Source organism: Halorubrum sp. CBA1125 (genome assembly GCF_009742825.1).
In the GTDB taxonomy this organism is placed as follows: domain Archaea; phylum Halobacteriota; class Halobacteria; order Halobacteriales; family Haloferacaceae; genus Halorubrum.
The window spans coordinates 38409-57096 of the sequence record NZ_WPCE01000002.1 but is presented as its reverse complement, the minus strand read 5'-3'; the positions used below and the strand labels follow the sequence as shown (position 1 = coordinate 57096).

The window sequence follows — 18688 nt, the reverse complement described above, 5'->3', positions numbered from 1 at the left end:
TCACATCTCGTCGAACCTAGTTAGCTCTAGTCGCTACACGGATGGTTCCCCTTTACGACTCGTCAGAGGTTTCTAACGTCGCACCATTACCGGCTGGCACGAGTTCCTCATCAAGTTCATCGAGTATCTGTTCGAACGAGAATTCGGACTGCGGGTCCTGGGCGACTCGCATCGCCTCAAGATGTCGTTCGGTTTTGGTAAGGCGATGATAAAATATTCGGTAAAGCTCTTCTTCTTGCTTAGCATCGGCGGCCGCAGCGCGACCGTTTATTTCACACCTTATTTCTGACATCTTCCGAGCAAGATCACTATCGTCACTCGATCGATGCGCATCAGTCGTAGTCCCGGTCGTTGAATTGTGTTCTTCTGTTGTCATAGTTTGTTGTTGTGATTCTCGATTGTTCATCTGCCGGTCTGTATGAGTATCGGCCCTTCTGCTGTTCGGACGCGTATGATTGCCCGTCCGCTGGTATTGACTCCGCTTGGAAGCGGCAGCCGTACTCAGGGGTGGGGGTGGGATCCGGACTGCTCCCGAAAATTACTATGGATGCGGGGATTCTGCATCCTGAGATTAGTTGGGGTTAGGTGTCCGGTGGTGTGCTTACATTCGTGAAAAACGGAAGCTCATTTATATGTCTTGTGGGGATAGGATGATCGCCGGACAGATTGATACGAATACTGTGTAATAGTACAACTTATGAGCGCCTCGCTCGGGGTCGACTGGGCCGGTGACCACTGGCTTTGCCTCGAACACCGACCCAACTCTGCTGCACCACATCCAGAGACGTACGACTCAATCAAAGACGTGTGGGAAGACTACGATGATGGACACGATATTGACCGTCTTTGTATCGACATCCCGATCGGGTTACCAACCGGCCCGAACGAACGTGCCGTCGACAAGGATTGCCGATCGCATCTTGACCGTACTTCAACCGTCTTTCGTGTCCCCGTTCGTGAAGCCCTCGAAGCTGACACTCCTGAGGAAGTAAACCAGAAAAGTCGTGCCGCTACGCAAACCGAAGAAACAGACGGTGTCGGCGTCCAACCACCTGCCTACGCCATCCGCAACCAGATCCTCGAAGTGAACAACTTCATCGACGACTGTGCACAGGATACCACGGACAAACTCTACGAAGTTCACCCAGAACTGTGCTTCACCGTGTTCTCCAGATCACCACCGCAGTATAGCAAGACGACTGCCCACGGTGCCGCTGAACGTATCGAAGCCCTCGACACGGTCGTTGACAACGCAGCAGTACTCGTTGGCGCGACACTCACTGCAGTCAAAGACAATATCGACGATGCTGCCGGGATCGAGGTCGATGACGTACTTGATGCCCTCGCAGCGATGTATACTGCAACTGCACCCGAGAATGAGTTCTGGTTGCTCACCGACGACGCCGACGCGACCCCACCGCAACGAATGGCCTATCGTTCCCCCTCAGAGTTAGATTAAGCTGTTGAGAGGGTCACAGAAGACTTCCCACATTAAATAAGAATCGCTCAGTCCAGCCTCTGAAACTATCGATTCATCCGTAGTCCAATAGCGGTATGCGAGTCTTTGTATGACATTCACTAAGTTGTTAGAGTAGATATGGCTCTGGTATGCCAAGTGACGCGAACGATTTTGTGGAGAAGTTAGACTCGTTCAAAGAATTTAGCGACGATAAAGGCGGCCACTACCTTGTAATCCAGTTCGAGGATGACAGCGGCCGCGTATTCAAGAAACAAGCAAGCGAAGACACTCGTTCAATCGCAGAACTCGAAATCTGTGTAGGACATACGAGAAATGCGATGCGGAGAATCTCCGAAGCAACCGACTTTGAATTCAACGAGGATATGAACACTCAGCAGAATCTCCGTCACCTGATGAGGGAAGGCTAACGATCTATGGGGGGCCGCCGCTAAATATACAGGTTCTTTCTAACGACTAACTCTCCTAATTACGGGTGTAAACAACACCTTGGGAATCGTTCTATGACATCCTCTGCTGTTAGCTGTCTTCAGTCAGAGTAACGTTGCCATCTTCGTCGACGGCGACTCGGTAACCATAGTAAGTGAAGCTAATCACAACAGAGTCTCCCGGGCCTTTGAAGAGATTATCTAACGCATCCGTATCAATCGCTTCTGCAAGCGGAGTCTCCAGTTCAGTCGGGTCGACATCCAATTCATCAGCGACGGCCTCAACGACTTTCGTACTTGGTGACGGTTCCGTAGGAGTTCCGTATTCACTCATCGTTACGCATCTGCCCGTAGATATGTGTTCGTTTGCCATAAAACCCGATATCCGGCTCCTTGGGACCTGAATCTAATTTTTGTCGATGCGCACATACAGATCTCCGGAGTGCGAGTTGCCATTCTCTGTATTGTGCAAGGCGACATTATGCCGGGAAGGACTCCAAGCACATCAACAGACGACGTATTAGCAATCTTCGAAGACAACTCCGACAAGTGCGAACCATTCACCGCTCCGCAAATCGCAAAACAACTTCAGACCGATATACACCGCAATACCGCTCGGAATTATTTACAAGACCTCGAATCCATAGGTGAACTCCGCACTAAGAAAGTCGGATCCGGACGTGTCTGGTGGAGACCCTGCAAATAATCATCTCTTATTCAACGGTGTATGGATCGGTAGCTCGACGACGAAGACCGAACCATTGGGATCTTTGTCTTCGACCCACACCTCACCACCGAATTGATTGGTTAAGAGATGAACGAGATACAGACCAATCCCAGATCCGGGGCTGTCTAATCCTTTTTCTCCCTTCCCGAAGATCTGGTCTTTCTGGTTATCGGGGATACCAGGCCCATTATCTGCAATCCGAACACGAACTGTGTCTGAATCCTCTTCGCAACTAATCGTGACTTCAGGAGTCTCTTTGTCGTTGTGTCGAACCGCATTTTCGAGGATATTCCGGAAGACCGAGGAGAGCATCTCGTTTGCCAGTACTGATACGTCGCAGAGTTCACCCGATACCTGAAAGTGAGCATCCGGGAACGAATCACGTACTGCGGCGAGTTCCGCATCCAGAAGCGGCTGTAGTTTGATTGGTTCCAATTCAGCATCCGCATCCTCTGAGAGTGACTCAACGAAGTCACGAGCAACCTCAGTGAACTGAATCACGTGCCGGGACTTCTGTAAGACTCGCTCTAAGGCTTCTTCTCCATCTTCATCGATATGGTCTTCCAGGATTTCGGCCCAGCCCAGAATCACCGCCATATCGTTCCGGATGTCATGCCGAACCACGCGATTCAAGGCTTCAAGCTGTTCGGTTTTCTCTTCAAGCCGTTTCCGATACGACTCACGTTCGGTCACGTCGGTAACTGTCACCAACTGGCCCGTCGTCACCTCACCAGCTAAGAACGGCGTGCTTGACACATCATAATATCGTGTCTCGTCATTCTGCGTAATCGCCAGCACGTCTTGCTTCGTGAGATGATCCGCAAGTGCTGTATTCACAGCAGTTAGAGGTTTGCCAAACGATTCCTCAAGCCCCGGAAAGAGTCTACGGGCTGCTTGGTTGTAATCCCGGACACAGGTATCCTGATCGAGGAAGATCGCCGGTTCGTCTGATTCGCCAGTGAGGCGGATCCCCTCAAACCGCTGTCTATAGAAAAACAGCGTTCCGACGGCGAAGAGCGCGACGCCAGGCGGCTCATACATTAATGGGAGCAGCCAGTCAATCTGGCCGCCAATGATCGTTGCACCAGCTGGGAGCCCTGAAAGTCCAACGAGCACGACGAGCGGACGGCTGTCACTGCCAGTATGATAGAATCGCTCCATAAGGACGAAAAATCCGACAGTGATGGCGGCATATGACAGTCCTAAGACGATCCAGTAGAGCAGTTCATGGTGAATAACGAGATGTGGAAACGGCTCAGTGACCCATTCGGTCGTAAAATAGAGATTGTGGAGTGGATTCGTGACTTTGAGCGCGATGAAAAAGAGGAACGTCCCGAGGATAAGATTCCGGAACGGGGCGTGTCGCGGTGGGCGGCCAGTATAGGCAGCACAAAAGTAGAGCCAGGCCGCGACAGCGACGAATGCGAACACAAACCCAAGAATATAGAACGCAACTTTTCCCGACCGTGTCGGTGCGATGAGGTAGCCGATGTATCCCCCAGACCACAGGGCGACTGAACCGAGGAAAACAACGAACCCTTCCCGTGTCCCCGGATGCTGGATCTTCCGTGCTTGAGGAATCGCAGCCACACAGGCAATCGCAGACAGCGCGAAAATGATGAGATGACCGAGAAGAAGTGGGTCTATCATTCTCATAAAAGACATTCTCTAGCTATCAATAACTGTTGGTCAAGTACTCTGACAGAGACCGATCTGACCTTCTCTCTGCTAATTGAGATGAGCTACCACTCGCAGTTCAAGCTATAAGCAAAACATATTCCGTTAGATGACGACTACGTGTTAGTATGACTGATAAATTATCGCAGGAAGAGATTAACACACTACTTTACGAGTCTGGAGTTGGTGTACTCGCACTTACTGACGGTACAGAAGCGTATTCGATTCCAGAATCGTTCGGCTACGACGGTGAGAAAGTGTATTTTCAGTTTGTCTATACCGCTAATAGCAAGAAGATGAGATTCCTCGAAACGACAGAGACAGCGACGTTGACGGTCTACGACGAAAACCCTACAAGAAGCGTCCTTGTTCAGGGTTCGATTGAACCTGTCCCTGGAGAGGACGAAACCAAGGCCGACACAGCAATCGCAGAAAATGCTTCTATTCCAACTCTGAATGTTTACACCGAAACGACCCCAGATGAATTCACAATGGACTACTACCGCTTAGAACCGACCGCAATATCCGGCCGTCAGTTCAGTGCTTTCACCCCTACTCCTGACGACCGATAGGCAAGCGCGTTCTGATGGGTGACCCATGTTTGCCGGTGTGAGTAGGCTCCTTTCGAATAGTTCTAGGGCACTTCTATTCGTTGTAACTACGAAAAAAGACGCTTGATTCGACTAACGACACTTCCGTCATCGGATTGCTCTCCAGAATCATCAGCATCCTGTTTATTGGCCTCGACGGAAGTCCTCTTTTTATCCGGCGCTGGCGAGTCAGATGTCTGGGTATCACCTCTGCTTGACGGCTCCTCTGTCTCGTCTGTGTTCTCTGAGCCTTCCTGGGACGTTTCGCTGCCCCGGTGCGTGCTCGTCTCGCTCGTCGTTTCTGTTGGTGTACTGGAGTCGTCAGCTGCATCAGACGCAGTACGGTATTGAGCTACCTTACGGAGCAGTTCTTGGAGTTCGTCCGGTCGGTTACGGTAGACCGGGAACAGCCACCATGTCCGTTGCAGTGCCTTTGGTGTGAGGGACTCATTCGTGCGGAGTAGTGTCATTGCTGTTTCCCAGTCAGATTCAACGACAGTATCGTGGTCGAAATCAACGGTATCGAGTAGTGTTTGCACCGCTGATGACGTTAGCCCCTCGACGATCTCATCCATCCGAACCGACCCTTGAACGGTTTCGATTTCAAGATCATCAAGTAGATCCTGCGCCCACAGTTCGTTTCCGCGGGCCTCAGCACGAGCGAGCAACGCCTCGTCGACGTTCGCCTCGTCGATCGTCGGCTGTTGCCCGATCTTTTCACCGAGTTCACGCACCCAGTGCCGCTGCTGGACGTACTGCTTGTCGTCTAACCCTGCGAGGTGATCGTCGCCTTCGGGCACAGCGACGAAGTGATGGAAGTGTGGCTCCTGATCGCCGTGGCGGCGGAGTACTCGACCCATCCGCTGAACGAGTTGCAGTTTCGTCTTGGTTCCCGAGACGTTAATCCCGACTTCTGCATCCGGAACGTCAATCCCTTCGTCGAGAAGTTTTGGCGCGATGAGGACACCGTGATCAGCCGCTGAGAACTGCTCGATCCGGCGATTAACCATCCGGTCCTTCTTGTTACTAGAGGCGGCGATTTTGCTGTGTACCACGAACACGTTCTCTGTCGCGTCGGCCAACTCCTCACCAAGTTGCTCTGCGGTTTCGATGTCCATAGCGAACATCACCAACTTGACTCCGTCATCGACGCCGGTGAGGTACTCACGAGCCAGCGTTACTGCACCTTCTATTTTCGGCTGTGACCGGTGCCGGATCCAGTTGCGACTCTGAATCGCCGCTTGGAGCTGCCCCCATGAGTCCGGCACGTCGTTGAGTTCGAGTTCTGCCGCCCGGTGTGCGCGGATGAAATCACCGAGGTCCTCAAGCTGGGTGAACGGCACACTCAGCTGGCGGAGCAGTTTCGTTGTCGTGTCGTCGTGTTTGAGTGCTCGGAACTGATTCGTGATGGACTCAGTCGCCTGTTCCCACTCCTCGCGCTCATACGGATCCAACCCAATCGGATGAACAGTCCACTCGAAATCCGGGATCACTCCATCACGTTGAGCGTCCTGCAGATCATACGTATAGACCACTGGCGCGAGGATCTCTTCAAGCCGGTCCCGCTTCGGGTCTGTTTGCTCCCCGATCGTCGCCGATAACCCCATCGCACGGTCGTAATTCGGCCGGCGTATCGCCTCGCCGTACCCACCGTCAAGATTCGAATAGTGATGTACCTCATCATAAATCACGAGATCGTATTGATCGGCCAAATCACGGTCGTAGCGCGGGAGCAGCGACTGAGCGGTGTAAAACTCCACTGTCGCCGTCGAAAACGACAACCTGTCCGGGCGTCCGCTACCGCTGCCTGCCCGAGTCGTCAATCCAAGCCTGTCTCGGATTTCTCGCTCCCACTGACTGAGGATCGCGTTCGAATGCGCGACGATCATAATCTCCGCATCGTCAGTCTGCGGGGTCTGCTCAGGGTTCTCCGGCACGTCACCGCACAGGTTAGCGATCGCTGCGATGCCAGCAACCGTCTTCCCCGTCGCCGTCGCCATCTCAAGGATGCCCTCGCCGTCGCTCGCAAGCCAGTGGTCAAGCCCTTCCCGCTGATTCTCCCAGAGAGACACCATCAGCACAGGTCGGGTCAGTAACGCACGGGCGTCCGCTTTGTCAAGCTCCTTGAACGCAGTAGTCTGAGCCAGCAACGTTTCGAGCAGGTCCGTCTCGGTCGTCACTGACTGCTGGGCTGCCGTTGCGAACAACTCAAGCAAATACAGCCCGCTGCCACGACTAATATGAGACACGTCCAGATCAGACGGATCGTACCGCTCCTGTCGTAGCCGTTTTAAGAGCACGCGTTCCGCTGGACGTGAAATCGTCGTGCCGTCCGGAGACCCACCTGCCGACAACTGCTGATTCAAACTGATGATCGCCTTCCGGAACTCGTGGAACTGATCTTCTCGGGTTTCAATCGGTGTCGTATCGATAAGCCCTGCAACGCGCTCAGATACGAAGCTCCCAAAGAGTTCACCGTAGTACCCCCCGAGAAAGGACCACTCATTCGGGCCGATCGGGCCTTGGTACCGTGACAGAAGCGCCTTATTGACGATCTCCTCATCAAGTATCGCAAGCTGCTCAATAGTGGGGCGGTCTGCAAGGAAATCATCGCGGTATGCGGTAAATGACCAGTACTCAGGATCCCCAAATCGTCGCACTACGAATAGTCTTGGACGGTGTCATATATGTGTGATGGTGCGTCTTACTCTCACGATCGCACAGTTCGTTGAAGCCTCTGACTAGAACAGCATCGCTACGAGAGACGGTTACACACTCATACAGAGTGTTGAGTCGTACTGACCCCATCAGCAGCGAACGTCAACTCCGTCACGAATGACTCGTGATCACGGTATGGCTCACTAATCCGTATAGCTGGTCCGGTGTAGAGTACTGGCGTCCCGTCTCTCGCTTGGAATGAATATCCGTTATCAAAATCATCGTCTTTCGGTCGATGCTCATCCCCGATCAATACACAATCGAACGAGACTCCGGACCGGCTAAGCAACTGATCCAGATCAATATCAGCAGTCGACCGATCTCGGTACGGTGTGACGCCGTCATGGAGACAGAGCACGTTCGGCTCGGGTGACGACGACCCGAACTGCATATCGGATGGCTCCCATCCCAGAGGCTTGAACTTCGCAACGTCGTCGATCCCCGTATTTCCCGCTGGAATCCCATACGCGTCAAGCGGCCCGCCAGCAACCGGCGTCGGACTCGTCGAGAGTTCCACGAGGGTACCCTTTCTAACCTGCTGTTGTAACCACGCGATCCCATTCTTCGAATTCGCGTGTTGCGGTGCGTATGAATCTCGATCGTGTGAGCCAATGATACAGTAGACTGGGATCCCTACCTTGGATAATAGCTCCAGCCTCGCCGCAGCGTTATCGAGAGTTTCCTGGTCAACCTCGTGATCGACAATATCGCCCGTATGAATAACCGCATCAACATCCTGCTCAATCGCAATCGTCACGATTCGTGTGAACGCGTCGGTACTCGACACCTCACTGATCCACGACACCGTCTTGCCGCGCCCCGTCACCGCCCGATTCTCATACCCAAGGTGCGTATCACTCACAAATAGGACCGTTACCGCATCGCCCCCTGATCCCTGTCCTGTATTCTCCCGAGCACGGCGAACACGAGCTGGATCAAGCAACACATCGACACCATCACCCGGCCGATCTGCCGCCGGCTCAGCCGGGAATTCCGCCAATAATGAAATCGCTCGATCGACTTCGTTCGTCGAGACGTGTACCGGGAGCACCTCTCCAGACTCTGGTGCAACCGGGATCACCGCACCGGGCGGAACATACTGCCGATCTTGTGGCCGTGGCTCCGCCACCGTGATGGCTGAAAAATCCGTAATCCGTGACCCATCACCATATCGGCGGACGTACTCTTTCCGCTTCTTGTGGTTCCGCTTATTCTGCTGTTCCCCATAACACGACACTTCTTCAGCCAACAGCTCGCCACCGTACAAGACTGATTTCACCGCTCGCTTCCACTCCAACTCCGTCGCCTCAGGCAGCGAGCTATAGAGAACCGAAAGACCGTCATACAACTCCACCAACTCATTCCCAGCACCCATCGTACTCGACAACTCCCTGCCGTACGGTGATATTTGTTCCGTACCGAGCCAGATACTACTACGTGCTCCAAGAGTTGAGGCGCTGGTTCTAAGCCATCCCGACTTGAGGATGTACATATGACCTCACACGATCTCGTCGAGGTGTTTACCTCAACACGGCAGAATCTCCGCGAGGCGGGACTGGAAGATGACTTCTTTCTAGATCTCATCGGGTCCCGGTTATTGATCGAACGCGTGGGTGAATCGAATAATCAAGGATGGTGGGACTCACGCGTTCTCTCAGAAACTGGCCGAGCAAGACTGGAAGAAGTGACTCCTAAAACCCGGCTGCAGTCTCAGATCAACCTTGCAATGAAGGTCGGTCGGAAAGCAGAATCGGATGTGCTCCCTGCGGATTCTATCTCGCTGTTTTCGTTCGGTCCAAAGCTCGAAGCACAACTCGGAGCTGCCATCGAAGACCTCAACGCTTCCGATGAGCCGTTATTGACTGACCTTGAGGGTCTCTCTGTCCAGTCTCTAGAGACCGATTGGGCGGACCCGATTATTGAACAGATGGCATCGAATATCTCCGCCGCTTCCATTTCACTCCCCGATCCGGGGAGTGAGTCATATCGTATCAGCGAAGATGGATTCGACCAGTCCGAGATTGAGGCAGAGAAATGGCGACTGCTGGCCACTCTGTTGCGTGGCTACGGCCAAAATACGGAACGGCTACACGTCCCGTATTATCCACTCAACTCGGAACTTAAATCGGAAAGCGCGTGAGGACTCCATATGAGCAACGAACACCTGGAGCCTGAAAACGAAGACAACGGCGATCAAGCCACGAGTCTTGACCCAAAAATCGCCCATCACAGTACCTACATCGACGAGACCAAGCGAATCCTTCAGGCGTACACCGAATCAGAATCGTACGATGAACTGGAGCGGATGGTGGTCGAAGACAACATCCTGAACAAAAACACGGACGAGTACCGAACGAACATTCTCCGCGAGGTAACCCGGAGACACATCCCGAGTAAAGAAGACTACACCGAGACCCCGCTAATGCGGGTACTTTCAACTGACGTTCGGAGTGATGTAGCCGATTGGTGTCTCTACTACGAGTTCGCCCAAGACCCATTCATCCGCCTCATCACGATCGAATTCCTCTATCCCGAGTTTCAGCGCGGCACTCTCTCTATCCAGGCCGAAGACATCGTCACGTTCCTCAAATCCATCAAGGACGACTATGCTGACCTTCGTGACCGGTCCGACTCAACGATCAATGAGGCAGCAACGAAGTATCTCACTTCACTCAGAAACTTCGGCCTGTTAGAAGGTAGACAGCGAAAGGAATTCGCAGTTACCTACATCCCTGACGAAACGATCGCGTACGTGGTGTATCGTCTCTTCGACGACGAGGCTTCGTCCGCATCGGACGTGATCGAACACGATGACTGGAAACTCTTCTTGATGGATGAATCCGAAGTCCAGCGCCGAATCCGCGATATTTCGCCACAGTACATTAACTATGAGAAACGCGGATCGACAGAACGATTGAGAATGAAACACGAGACGATAGACAAGTTGATCGATGCTTTCTGACTTTCAAACACGACTCGAAGAAGTCGAACGACTTGTTCGTGAGGATAGAGAGGAAGTCGGAAAGCGAGCGGGTGTTCCATTCATCGTGTTCACGTACGATCCCGCCGACGAAATCGAAGTCGATGAGGAAATTCGGAGTCTCATCGAGAAACTGGAGTACCACGACCAAACGGTTGCCGCGATCGATATGCGTGACCTCGTCTTCAGCGTGCTAGAGGAGCGAGGCATCCTCGACAACGTAATCGACCTCGAACGCCGGGATCGTGAACAGCTGCTCAGCGGATTGAAATCCTCACTACTCGACGACGGTGAAATGGGGCAACTGGCATCGGCTATTGCCACGCAAGCCGAAGACGCAGACACCGTTGTTGTGTATCGAATGGGTATCCTGTATCCGTTCGCTAGTGCATCTACGCTTATGGGGCAGTTGGAGACGAACACGCCAGATGACACCCCGATCGTGTTTTGTTATCCGGCGACCGTTGATGACAAGAGTTTAAGATTCCTCGACGAATCTGAGGGAACATATTACCGCGCGAAGGTGATCGGACATGAGTGACACTACTTCTACCTACCAAATCAACGAGATCTTCTACCGGCCGATCAATCGGAAGATCGACCGGGTCGTCAAAGTCGATAACGATGACCCGAGCGTCGTCAAGAAAGAACTCGAAGAGTACATCCTCACACCGCAACTCGAACGGCACTTCTCGGACGCCCTAGAGGCCGTCATCGACACGGAACACGCCCAAACAGAGGACGTTGGGATGTGGGTTTCCGGGTTCTTCGGATCCGGGAAAAGCCACTTTATGAAGATCCTCGGTCACGTCCTGGAAAACCGGGAGTTCGGGGATACGTATGCAGCGGAGATGTTCCGTGATCGGATCGAGGGCAACGAGATGCTCGACGGAGCCGTCTCGTCGGTCACGAACAAATTCGATTCCGAGGTGTTGATGTTCCAGATCGGCGCGAAGGCCGATGCATCTGGAAGTGAATCCATCACCGAGATCATTCACCGTGAATTCAACACGTCCCGCGGGTACGCTTCTATGCCCTGGGTCGCCCAGATGGAACAGGAACTCGAATCACGAGGCGTGTACGACGACTTCGTCGCTACCATCGAGTCAAACACCGGGAAAGACTGGACAGAGGCCCGGAAGGATGCGATGTTCGTGCGGTCGGATATGGAGACCGCACTGGTAGAGTCGACAGACGAGTTCGACGACGAAGACGACGCAGCCCGTGCGATCGACGATGTTCAGGACAACGTTCTGATCAACGCTTCGACCCTCGCGGAAGACATCGTCGAATACGTCGAACAGCAGGAACGCGAAACGGGGAACAACTCCCGATACTTCGTCTTCATCGACGAGATCTCTCAGTTCATCGGAGATGACGGACAGCTCCTCTTAGAACTCCAGAGTATCGTCGAGGAGTTCGGCCAGAAAGGCAAGGGGAAGGTGTACCTCGGAGTCACATCCCAAGAACAGCTCCAGCAGCTCATCCCCGGTGTGCTCGAAAAAGAGGCCGAGGAATCGAAAGTCATCGATCGATTCCCGCACCGGTTCGACCTCACGTCCGAAAACCTCGACAAGGTCGTCCGTGACCGTGTTCTCAGCAAGAAAGGCGACGCCAGGGAAGCCATCGGGAGCCTGTACGATCAGCACGAAGGCATCCTTTCCGCCAGGTACAAGCTCGATTCCGGTCAGAGTCTGAAGCCAATCACGAGAGAGAACTTCATCGATTGCTACCCGTTCCTTCCGTACCAACTCGACATTCTCCCGGAGATGTTCAAGGCGCTGGGCAAAGGCTCGGATGACCAACTCGCGGGCAGCGAGAGAACGCTCATCGATGTCACACAGAGCGTGCTTAAAGACGATACCCATCTCTACGACGACGAACTCGGGGCACTCGTCACGCTCGATATGATCTTTGACGAGATCAGCAACGACATCCCGAGCAACGATGTCAAATCCATCCGGGAAGCCACACCCAAAAAACGCCGATCCAGAAATCGCCAGCCGCGTTCTCAAGTCACTCTATCTACTCCAACAACTCCCCTGGATCCCGAACACCGCCGACAATATTGCAACCTCACTCCAGACGGAGCTCGGCCCCACGAAGCAGTTAGAAAGCGACGTACAAGACACGCTTGATGCACTCGTCGAAGCCGGGCTCGTCGGGCGAAGCGAAGAGGGCTACCGGTTCCTTCGAGAGACCGAGCGTGAACTCGAAAACGAAATCAAAAGCATCGAGGTCGGCCCCGGCGACATCCGTCGCTCCTCGAAACGCTTCTTGAACGACATCCTCGACGAAACATCACGCGTCAACTACCAAGGGAAAACGTTCCAGCTGAATCTGAGCATCGACGGAGAAACCATCACGTCGAACGGACACGTCGATCTCAAAACCTACTCACCGATCCACCAACGGTACGAAGACCTCGACCCAGACGGGTTGAAAACACAGAGCTTCAGCGAAGACGATACGCTGTACTGGATTGCCGACGACGAGAAGCAACACAGCATCTACGAGAAGCTGAAATCGATCTACCAAATCAACACCGTCGTCAAATCGAAGCGTGGGAACGAGCTCAGCCAAGAGGAGCAGGAAGCACTCGGGCAGAAACAAGAAGATCTCCAGCGTCTCCGGAACGAGGTTGAACGCGAGTTCAAACGGAGCTTCCAGCGCGGAACACTCATCTACAACGGAGACACCGAGGAATTCGACACGACAAGCACCTCACTTAGTTCGCTCGTGTCGCGGAAGACGGACAACGCCATTCCCAAAGTCTTCTCCAGCTTCAAACACGGGTCAGCCACGGTCAAAGATCGTCACATCGAGCAGATCTTCGGTGATCTCCAGGGCTCGTCGAACCCATCTGTATTCTCGGACCTCGGTGTCGTCCAAGATGGCGATCTCATCGCAGAGGCCCGAATCGCTTCTGAAGTCGAAGACGAAATTCAGCGACGCGAGAAAGCCGGAGAGTCCCGCTCTGGAAGCGATCTGATCGACCACTTCGCTGAACCACCGTACGGGTGGAGCCGGGAAGTCGTTCGCCTGGCCGCTGCCGTGCTCTTTAGAAACGGATCCGTCATTCCGACACACAAGGAGCGAACGTACGAGACGTATTCCGAGGACGGCGCACAGGAGCTGTTCACACAGGTAACGAAATTCAAGTCCACGTCGTTCGATGAGCGGGAGACCGTCGATGTCGAAACGCGAACGGATGCGAAGCAGCTCCTTGATCGGCTCTTCGACCGAAAGGTCAAATCGACCGACCAGGCCGTCGACGAGGGGATCAGAGAGGCAGCCAACGAGTGGGTTTCAACTACGAGCACACTCCTCTCGCAACTCCAGCGGGTCGACTTCCCGCTAGCAGACGACGTAGAGCAATTCCAGACGCGATTAAACAATCTGCTGCAACAGCCCACATCGGCCAAGCGTATCAAACAGTTCGTCGACTTCGAAGACGAACTCGAAGGCCTCACGAAAACCGCGAAGGATGTGGCCGAATTCTGCGGTGAGACCGGCGGCCAGAACCGGTTGGAGACCTACGAAACCATCCAGCGGTTCATCACGACCGAGTGGGAGTCCCTCGTCGACGAGGCCGATGACCACGCTAGGCTCGTCGAAATCAGCGACGAAGCCCGTGAGGCGGCCCGCCGCGTTGCTGATACGTTAGACACGGAAGGTGTCATCAGCCAGTGGAACAATGTCAAGACTGACTACCGAACTGCCGCCGAAGCCTTCACGAGTACGTACGAATCCCTGTACGAGAAACGCCACGAGACGTACAAGAAGTCCATCGAAACCGTCCGGGCATACGCTGGGTCGGACATCGAAGAAACCGATCTCAACGCCGCTCTATCCGATCTGACGGAACGGCAGGGAGAAGGAACAGTAGACCTGGACATTGCTGATGAAGAGCACATCAACCCGACGCCGTCACTCCCACGACTCATTGAACATATCCAAACCGTCGATGCGTACGAGGACGCTGCGAAAACCGAGATCGACGACTTAGAAGACGATGAAGAAGACGGGACGGTTCGAGAGAGTGTGGATATTGACTCCATCTTCGGAACTGTCGTTGTCACCGATCCGGACGACATCGACCAACCAATCTCCGAGCTCCGGGCAGAAGTCGAGGAACTCCTCGATCAGGATGACGACGTAGAGATCCGCTTCCGATAGCTCATACACCAGTATTCGAGATTTTCAGACTGAATTTGGATCCCAGATGGAACCTCTGAAATCGGCACTCCCACAATTATAAGAGACGCCGACTGCTTTTCCGTGGTATGTCACCACGGGTGGGAATCACGACACGGCACGCCGTCACCCCACCCGTCTCACAGCGGCGTGCCATCCTCTAATATCCATGTCCACAACCCACGGTCAACCCGGTCTCTCGTCGGATCAACGCTCGACCATCCGAAGCACGATCCTCAGTACACGCCACGCACTTGAAGACGAACTTCGCCGTCAGCTCGAAAAATACGGCATCTACGAAGACAAGAGACTCCCGTTGGAGAACCTGACACACCTCTCCGTTGAAGAGATCGAAACTCGGCGAACACTGAATGCAGCTATCGAACGTGAACTCGAATCCACCGAAGGCGACCTAGAGCGGTCAATCACCAACTACGTCCGGGAAGCGACGAAGACCTACCTCAATCGATTTGTTGCGCTGAAAACCATCGAGATTCGCGGTATCATTGAGGAAACCATCACCGAGCGACCGGAGTACGGCAACCGGTCGTACATACACCACACGGTCGCCGAAATCGCAGGCGAGCTAACCAACGCACCTGACGATGGCTTCGGTACCGCACTCGAACTTGCGTACCAAGAGATCGGCGCAGAGATTCGGATGATTTTCGAGGAATCCGAACACACCGTCATCGACCTCGATCCACAGGTGCGTGAAGAAGTTCTCGACAAACTGGATGCCATCGAAAACGAGGCTTGGGAGAGTGACGAGGCTTTAGGTTGGGTCTACCAGTACTTCGGAGAAGAAGAACGCGAGGAGATCGACGAGCGTGTCGATGAAGAGAACTACAAGATTGCAGGAACAGACATCGCCACGAAGACCCAGCTGTTCACACCGCGCTATATCGTCGAGTGGATGGTCGACAATTCGCTTGGACGGCTGTGGCTCGAAATGCAAGGTGAGAGAACCAGTATTAACGATGAGGACAAGTGCTTCTATCTTGCTCCGCTCGAAGACTCGCTGACTGACCGCGAGACGAAATCGGTCAAAGAGATCACCGTACTTGACCCGGCTTGCGGAAGTGGTCATATGCTGTTCTATGCTTTCGACGTTCTCTACCAGATGTATCTAGAAGAGAGTGAAATCGCGGAGAAGTACATCCCCCGTGAGATTCTCCGGAACAATCTCTATGGTGTCGACATTGATTCGGGAGCTGCGCAAATCGCTGCCCTATCCCTCTATCTAAAGGCGAAAGACCAATCGCCGGATGTCGAAATCCCACAGTTGAACATCGTTTCAGCAGACGCCGTGCTGATTAACGGTGAAAGGAAAGAAGAGATACTTGAACGCTCGGGGTCGGAATTGGAGAGGGAAATCTTAGAGCAGATCTGGAATAGTTTCGGGGACATCCGTGAGTTAGGCAGTTTGGTTCAGGTCGAAGACCGCATTGATGAGGTTCTCGACGAATACCGAGAAGAGTTCGAGGCAACCGGCCAAGCACAATTCACGAGCGGTGGTGGGCTGACCTCTCAATCGACATTCGTTGCAGGCGGTGAGGAAGAGTCTTGGGACGAAATCAAGTCCCGGCTAATGCAGAGCGTACAGAACCTCGCTAGTGAAGCGCTCGAACATAATGACCCAATTGAGGAGATGTTCGCTGCCGAGGTTGGAAAAACAGTGGAACTCCTCGATGTTCTGATGGGAGAATACGATACGGTCGTCAGCAATCCGCCATATCTACAGAGTAAAAAGATGGGCGAGACGCTCAAGGACTACATCAGAGACCATTACGTGGGGAAATATGATGTCTATGGCGCTTTCATCGAACGCTGTCTCTCCTTTTCGTCAGAGGATGGCCACGTTAGTATGGTTACTCCAGAGAATTTTATGTTCCTCTATTACTTCCGAGGACTGCGAAAGAAGCTTCTAAATGAGAGTTATTTCATTGAGGCTGCTCACTTATCTGGCCACTCCTTCTCGATGAAGGACCGGCCATTTACCATCCCATTTGTACTCCGTGGAAATCCCCCTAGCAGTGGCCAATACTCAAGATTCTACCGTATGACACATGAACAAGATCGATATGACAGTCATAAGAAGAAAATATCTGGTCTTGACCAGATTGCTCGAACGCTTCGATCTGGGGAACCTCATAAAGATGTATATTCCTTCTCTCAAACTCGGATTGACGATATTGGCAGAAGACCCTTCCTCTATTGGTTCGGTGATGAGACTCTCAGCTTGTTCTCGAAGTATCCGAGCATCGACGATATTGCTGAGGTCAAACAAGGTTTAGCGACTGGTGACGATGACCGGTTCGTCCGAAAGTCTTGGGAGCTCCCTCAGTCTGAGTTAGAGAACCGATTCAAACGCTTCCAAAAAAGTGGTACTGATTCTGAATATTATGATGTTCCTGAGGATTTCGTTGACTGGAAACAAGCCGGTGATCCAATCGCGGAATACGATGGTAGTAGACCTCAAAATATGGACTACTACTTCAAGCAGGGAACGACTTTCCGGTCGTTCGGGAACTACTTTGTATCTCGAATAAAAACCAAAAATACGATCTTTTCACACAAAGCTCACGCCATCTTCCCGAAAGAGGTCTCGAATGAGATACTACTCGCAAATCTCAATTCGACCTTACACCGGTTCATCGCTAATGGATTAAATCCCGGGCTGAATTTTGAAGTGGGAGATGCGAAACGTTTCCCACTAAAAACGGATTACGAATATCAAGAGGAGCTTTTTGAGTTAGTTAAAACGGGAATTCAAGAGAGTAAAACACTCTCCCGGCTAACAGAGATTAGTGCAGACTTCGAAGGATCAGCAATTACAGAATTGCTTGAATCAAGTACAATAGACCTCTTGTATGCAGAGGAGACGACTCAAGCTCGCATCCTTACTGTCCATGGGATTTCAGACACTCTCCTCTTCGATGAATATGAGATCTCCTCTGAGACGCAAGAACAGATGTACGCAAATCTCCCAAAGAACACCTCTAACTATCCTGTGGATGATAATGTTCACGTTGAGTATCCAGAATTCTTGAACGAGTATTTAGATGTATCTGACTTCGATGACGAGCGGCTTGATTCAGCAGTGGAAACTCTCCGGTCATTAGACGGAGTCCCGCTCCGCGAAGCAGCCGAAAAAACTGGGATCTCCCCGTTAACCGTAGCCCAACTTCGATACGACTACGACCTCTATACTGACGATGAGCAGACGAGGACCGCAGGTCGAGTGGTTTCACTAATTGTGGGCTCGCTGTTTGACCGATGGAAAACTGGTACCGAGATCCCCACTCTTGATGACGAGATACTTGCTTTTGACCACTCGACTACTTCAGTCACAAACCTGTTCTCGAAGGCTCTCAACGAACTATTTCAGGATTCAGCGCAGGCCGAACGCACACTCGAATCCGCCTTGGGAGATCAGCCGGTTAATTGGCTTCGAGAGAACTTCTTCCGGTACCATCATGTTGATGAGTACAAACCACGAGGTGAGCGAAGCCCAATCTATTGGCAACTCGAAAGCCCTAACGGTGGATTTAGTTGCTTCATCTACTACCACGACATAGACGCGAACACACTTCCGAAGCTCCGGGGTCAGTATCTCGATCCACGGATCGATGAACTCCAAAATGAGCTTGAAACCCTCAATGCTCAAACTAGCGGGGATAATCCGGATAAAGAGCTCCTGAAGAGGAAAGAAGAAGTCCAAAACGACCTTGACGACATTAAGGAATTCCGTGATACCATCGACGAAATGATTGACGACGGTGTCACAGTTGATGTGGAGAAAGGAATCTGGGAGAACATCAAAGAGTGGGACCAATACGAAGTCCTAGAAACCGGACTTCCAAAGCTGAAATCGAGCTATTCGAGGTAATT

At 52.6% G+C, this 18688-nt stretch carries 13 protein-coding genes; 8 read left to right on the top strand and 5 right to left on the bottom strand.

The window, feature by feature from the left end; genetic code table 11:
• Window positions 1-52: 52 nt before the first annotated feature.
• A complete protein-coding gene (locus GJ633_RS00775) occupies window positions 53-406 on the bottom strand; it encodes a hypothetical protein (RefSeq protein ID WP_197431165.1) in 354 nt (117 codons plus the stop codon).
• Between the two features lie 291 nt (window positions 407-697).
• Here GJ633_RS00775 and GJ633_RS00770 point away from each other — a divergent pair, with 291 nt between their 5' ends.
• Complete coding sequence (locus GJ633_RS00770) at window positions 698-1459, top strand: DUF429 domain-containing protein (RefSeq protein WP_122105581.1); 762 nt, start codon at window positions 698-700, stop codon at window positions 1457-1459.
• A 149-nt stretch (window positions 1460-1608) separates the two neighbouring features.
• Window positions 1609-1887, top strand: coding sequence for a hypothetical protein (locus tag GJ633_RS00765; protein WP_122105582.1), 279 nt, complete (start codon window positions 1609-1611; stop codon window positions 1885-1887).
• 109 nt (window positions 1888-1996) lie between these two features.
• Here the strand turns inward: GJ633_RS00765 and GJ633_RS00760 are convergent, their stop codons facing one another.
• Together GJ633_RS00760 and GJ633_RS00755 are read right to left on the bottom strand one after the other, a co-directional pair.
• Entirely contained in the window at window positions 1997-2239 is a 243-nt protein-coding gene (locus tag GJ633_RS00760) for a HalOD1 output domain-containing protein (protein WP_122105583.1), read from the bottom strand.
• A gap of 372 nt (window positions 2240-2611) precedes the next feature.
• The gene (locus tag GJ633_RS00755; protein WP_156586331.1) at window positions 2612-4282 is read right to left on the bottom strand and encodes an ATP-binding protein; all 1671 of its coding nucleotides are present in this window, start codon (window positions 4280-4282) and stop codon (window positions 2612-2614) included.
• A 155-nt stretch (window positions 4283-4437) separates the two neighbouring features.
• On the opposite strand from GJ633_RS00755, the gene GJ633_RS00750 reads away from it, so the two are divergent.
• The gene (locus tag GJ633_RS00750) at window positions 4438-4881 is read left to right on the top strand and encodes a pyridoxamine 5'-phosphate oxidase family protein (protein WP_122105585.1); all 444 of its coding nucleotides are present in this window, start codon (window positions 4438-4440) and stop codon (window positions 4879-4881) included.
• An 86-nt stretch (window positions 4882-4967) separates the two neighbouring features.
• Here GJ633_RS00750 and GJ633_RS00745 read toward each other — a convergent pair whose 3' ends face one another.
• Complete coding sequence (locus GJ633_RS00745; RefSeq protein WP_122105586.1) at window positions 4968-7559, bottom strand: DEAD/DEAH box helicase; 2592 nt, start codon at window positions 7557-7559, stop codon at window positions 4968-4970.
• Window positions 7560-7675: 116 nt separating this feature from the next.
• Window positions 7676-9109, bottom strand: coding sequence for a metallophosphoesterase (locus GJ633_RS00740; RefSeq protein ID WP_231741170.1), 1434 nt, complete (start codon window positions 9107-9109; stop codon window positions 7676-7678).
• Here GJ633_RS00740 and GJ633_RS00735 point away from each other — a divergent pair, their 5' ends adjacent.
• The 5 genes from GJ633_RS00735 to pglX all read left to right on the top strand — a co-directional run bounded on the left by GJ633_RS00735 (window position 9110) and on the right by pglX (window position 18686).
• Window positions 9110-9757 (top strand): BrxE family protein, encoded by a 648-nt coding sequence (locus tag GJ633_RS00735; RefSeq protein ID WP_156586329.1) that lies wholly within the window; start codon window positions 9110-9112, stop codon window positions 9755-9757. It begins immediately after the preceding gene.
• A gap of 9 nt (window positions 9758-9766) precedes the next feature.
• Window positions 9767-10579, top strand: a complete 813-nt coding sequence (locus tag GJ633_RS00730; RefSeq protein ID WP_156586327.1) for a BrxA family protein — start codon at window positions 9767-9769, stop codon at window positions 10577-10579.
• Window positions 10569-11138, top strand: coding sequence for a BREX protein BrxB domain-containing protein (locus GJ633_RS00725; RefSeq protein WP_156586325.1), 570 nt, complete (start codon window positions 10569-10571; stop codon window positions 11136-11138). The genes GJ633_RS00730 and GJ633_RS00725 overlap by 11 nt, the downstream gene beginning before the upstream one ends.
• Complete coding sequence (brxC, locus tag GJ633_RS16875; RefSeq protein WP_197431163.1) at window positions 11131-12735, top strand: BREX system P-loop protein BrxC; 1605 nt, start codon at window positions 11131-11133, stop codon at window positions 12733-12735. The genes GJ633_RS00725 and brxC overlap by 8 nt, the downstream gene beginning before the upstream one ends.
• Window positions 12736-14963: 2228 nt before the next feature.
• Entirely contained in the window at window positions 14964-18686 is a 3723-nt protein-coding gene (pglX, locus tag GJ633_RS00715; RefSeq protein WP_156586323.1) for a BREX-1 system adenine-specific DNA-methyltransferase PglX, read from the top strand.
• Window positions 18687-18688 lie beyond the last annotated feature (2 nt).

Excerpts from the sequence above, each read along its gene's own strand:
- GJ633_RS00775 (WP_197431165.1), bottom strand. The coding sequence starts at position 406 with ATGAACAATCGAGAATCACAACAACAAACTATGACAACAGAAGAACAC.
- GJ633_RS00770 (WP_122105581.1), top strand. The coding sequence starts at position 698 with ATGAGCGCCTCGCTCGGGGTCGACTGGGCCGGTGACCACTGGCTTTGC.
- GJ633_RS00765 (WP_122105582.1), top strand. The coding sequence starts at position 1,609 with ATGCCAAGTGACGCGAACGATTTTGTGGAGAAGTTAGACTCGTTCAAA.
- GJ633_RS00760 (WP_122105583.1), bottom strand. The coding sequence starts at position 2,239 with ATGAGTGAATACGGAACTCCTACGGAACCGTCACCAAGTACGAAAGTC.
- GJ633_RS00755 (WP_156586331.1), bottom strand. The coding sequence starts at position 4,282 with ATGATAGACCCACTTCTTCTCGGTCATCTCATCATTTTCGCGCTGTCT.
- GJ633_RS00750 (WP_122105585.1), top strand. The coding sequence starts at position 4,438 with ATGACTGATAAATTATCGCAGGAAGAGATTAACACACTACTTTACGAG.
- GJ633_RS00740 (WP_231741170.1), bottom strand. The coding sequence starts at position 9,109 with ATGTACATCCTCAAGTCGGGATGGCTTAGAACCAGCGCCTCAACTCTT.
- GJ633_RS00735 (WP_156586329.1), top strand. The coding sequence starts at position 9,110 with ATGACCTCACACGATCTCGTCGAGGTGTTTACCTCAACACGGCAGAAT.
- GJ633_RS00730 (WP_156586327.1), top strand. The coding sequence starts at position 9,767 with ATGAGCAACGAACACCTGGAGCCTGAAAACGAAGACAACGGCGATCAA.
- GJ633_RS00725 (WP_156586325.1), top strand. The coding sequence starts at position 10,569 with ATGCTTTCTGACTTTCAAACACGACTCGAAGAAGTCGAACGACTTGTT.
- brxC (WP_197431163.1), top strand. The coding sequence starts at position 11,131 with ATGAGTGACACTACTTCTACCTACCAAATCAACGAGATCTTCTACCGG.
- pglX (WP_156586323.1), top strand. The coding sequence starts at position 14,964 with ATGTCCACAACCCACGGTCAACCCGGTCTCTCGTCGGATCAACGCTCG.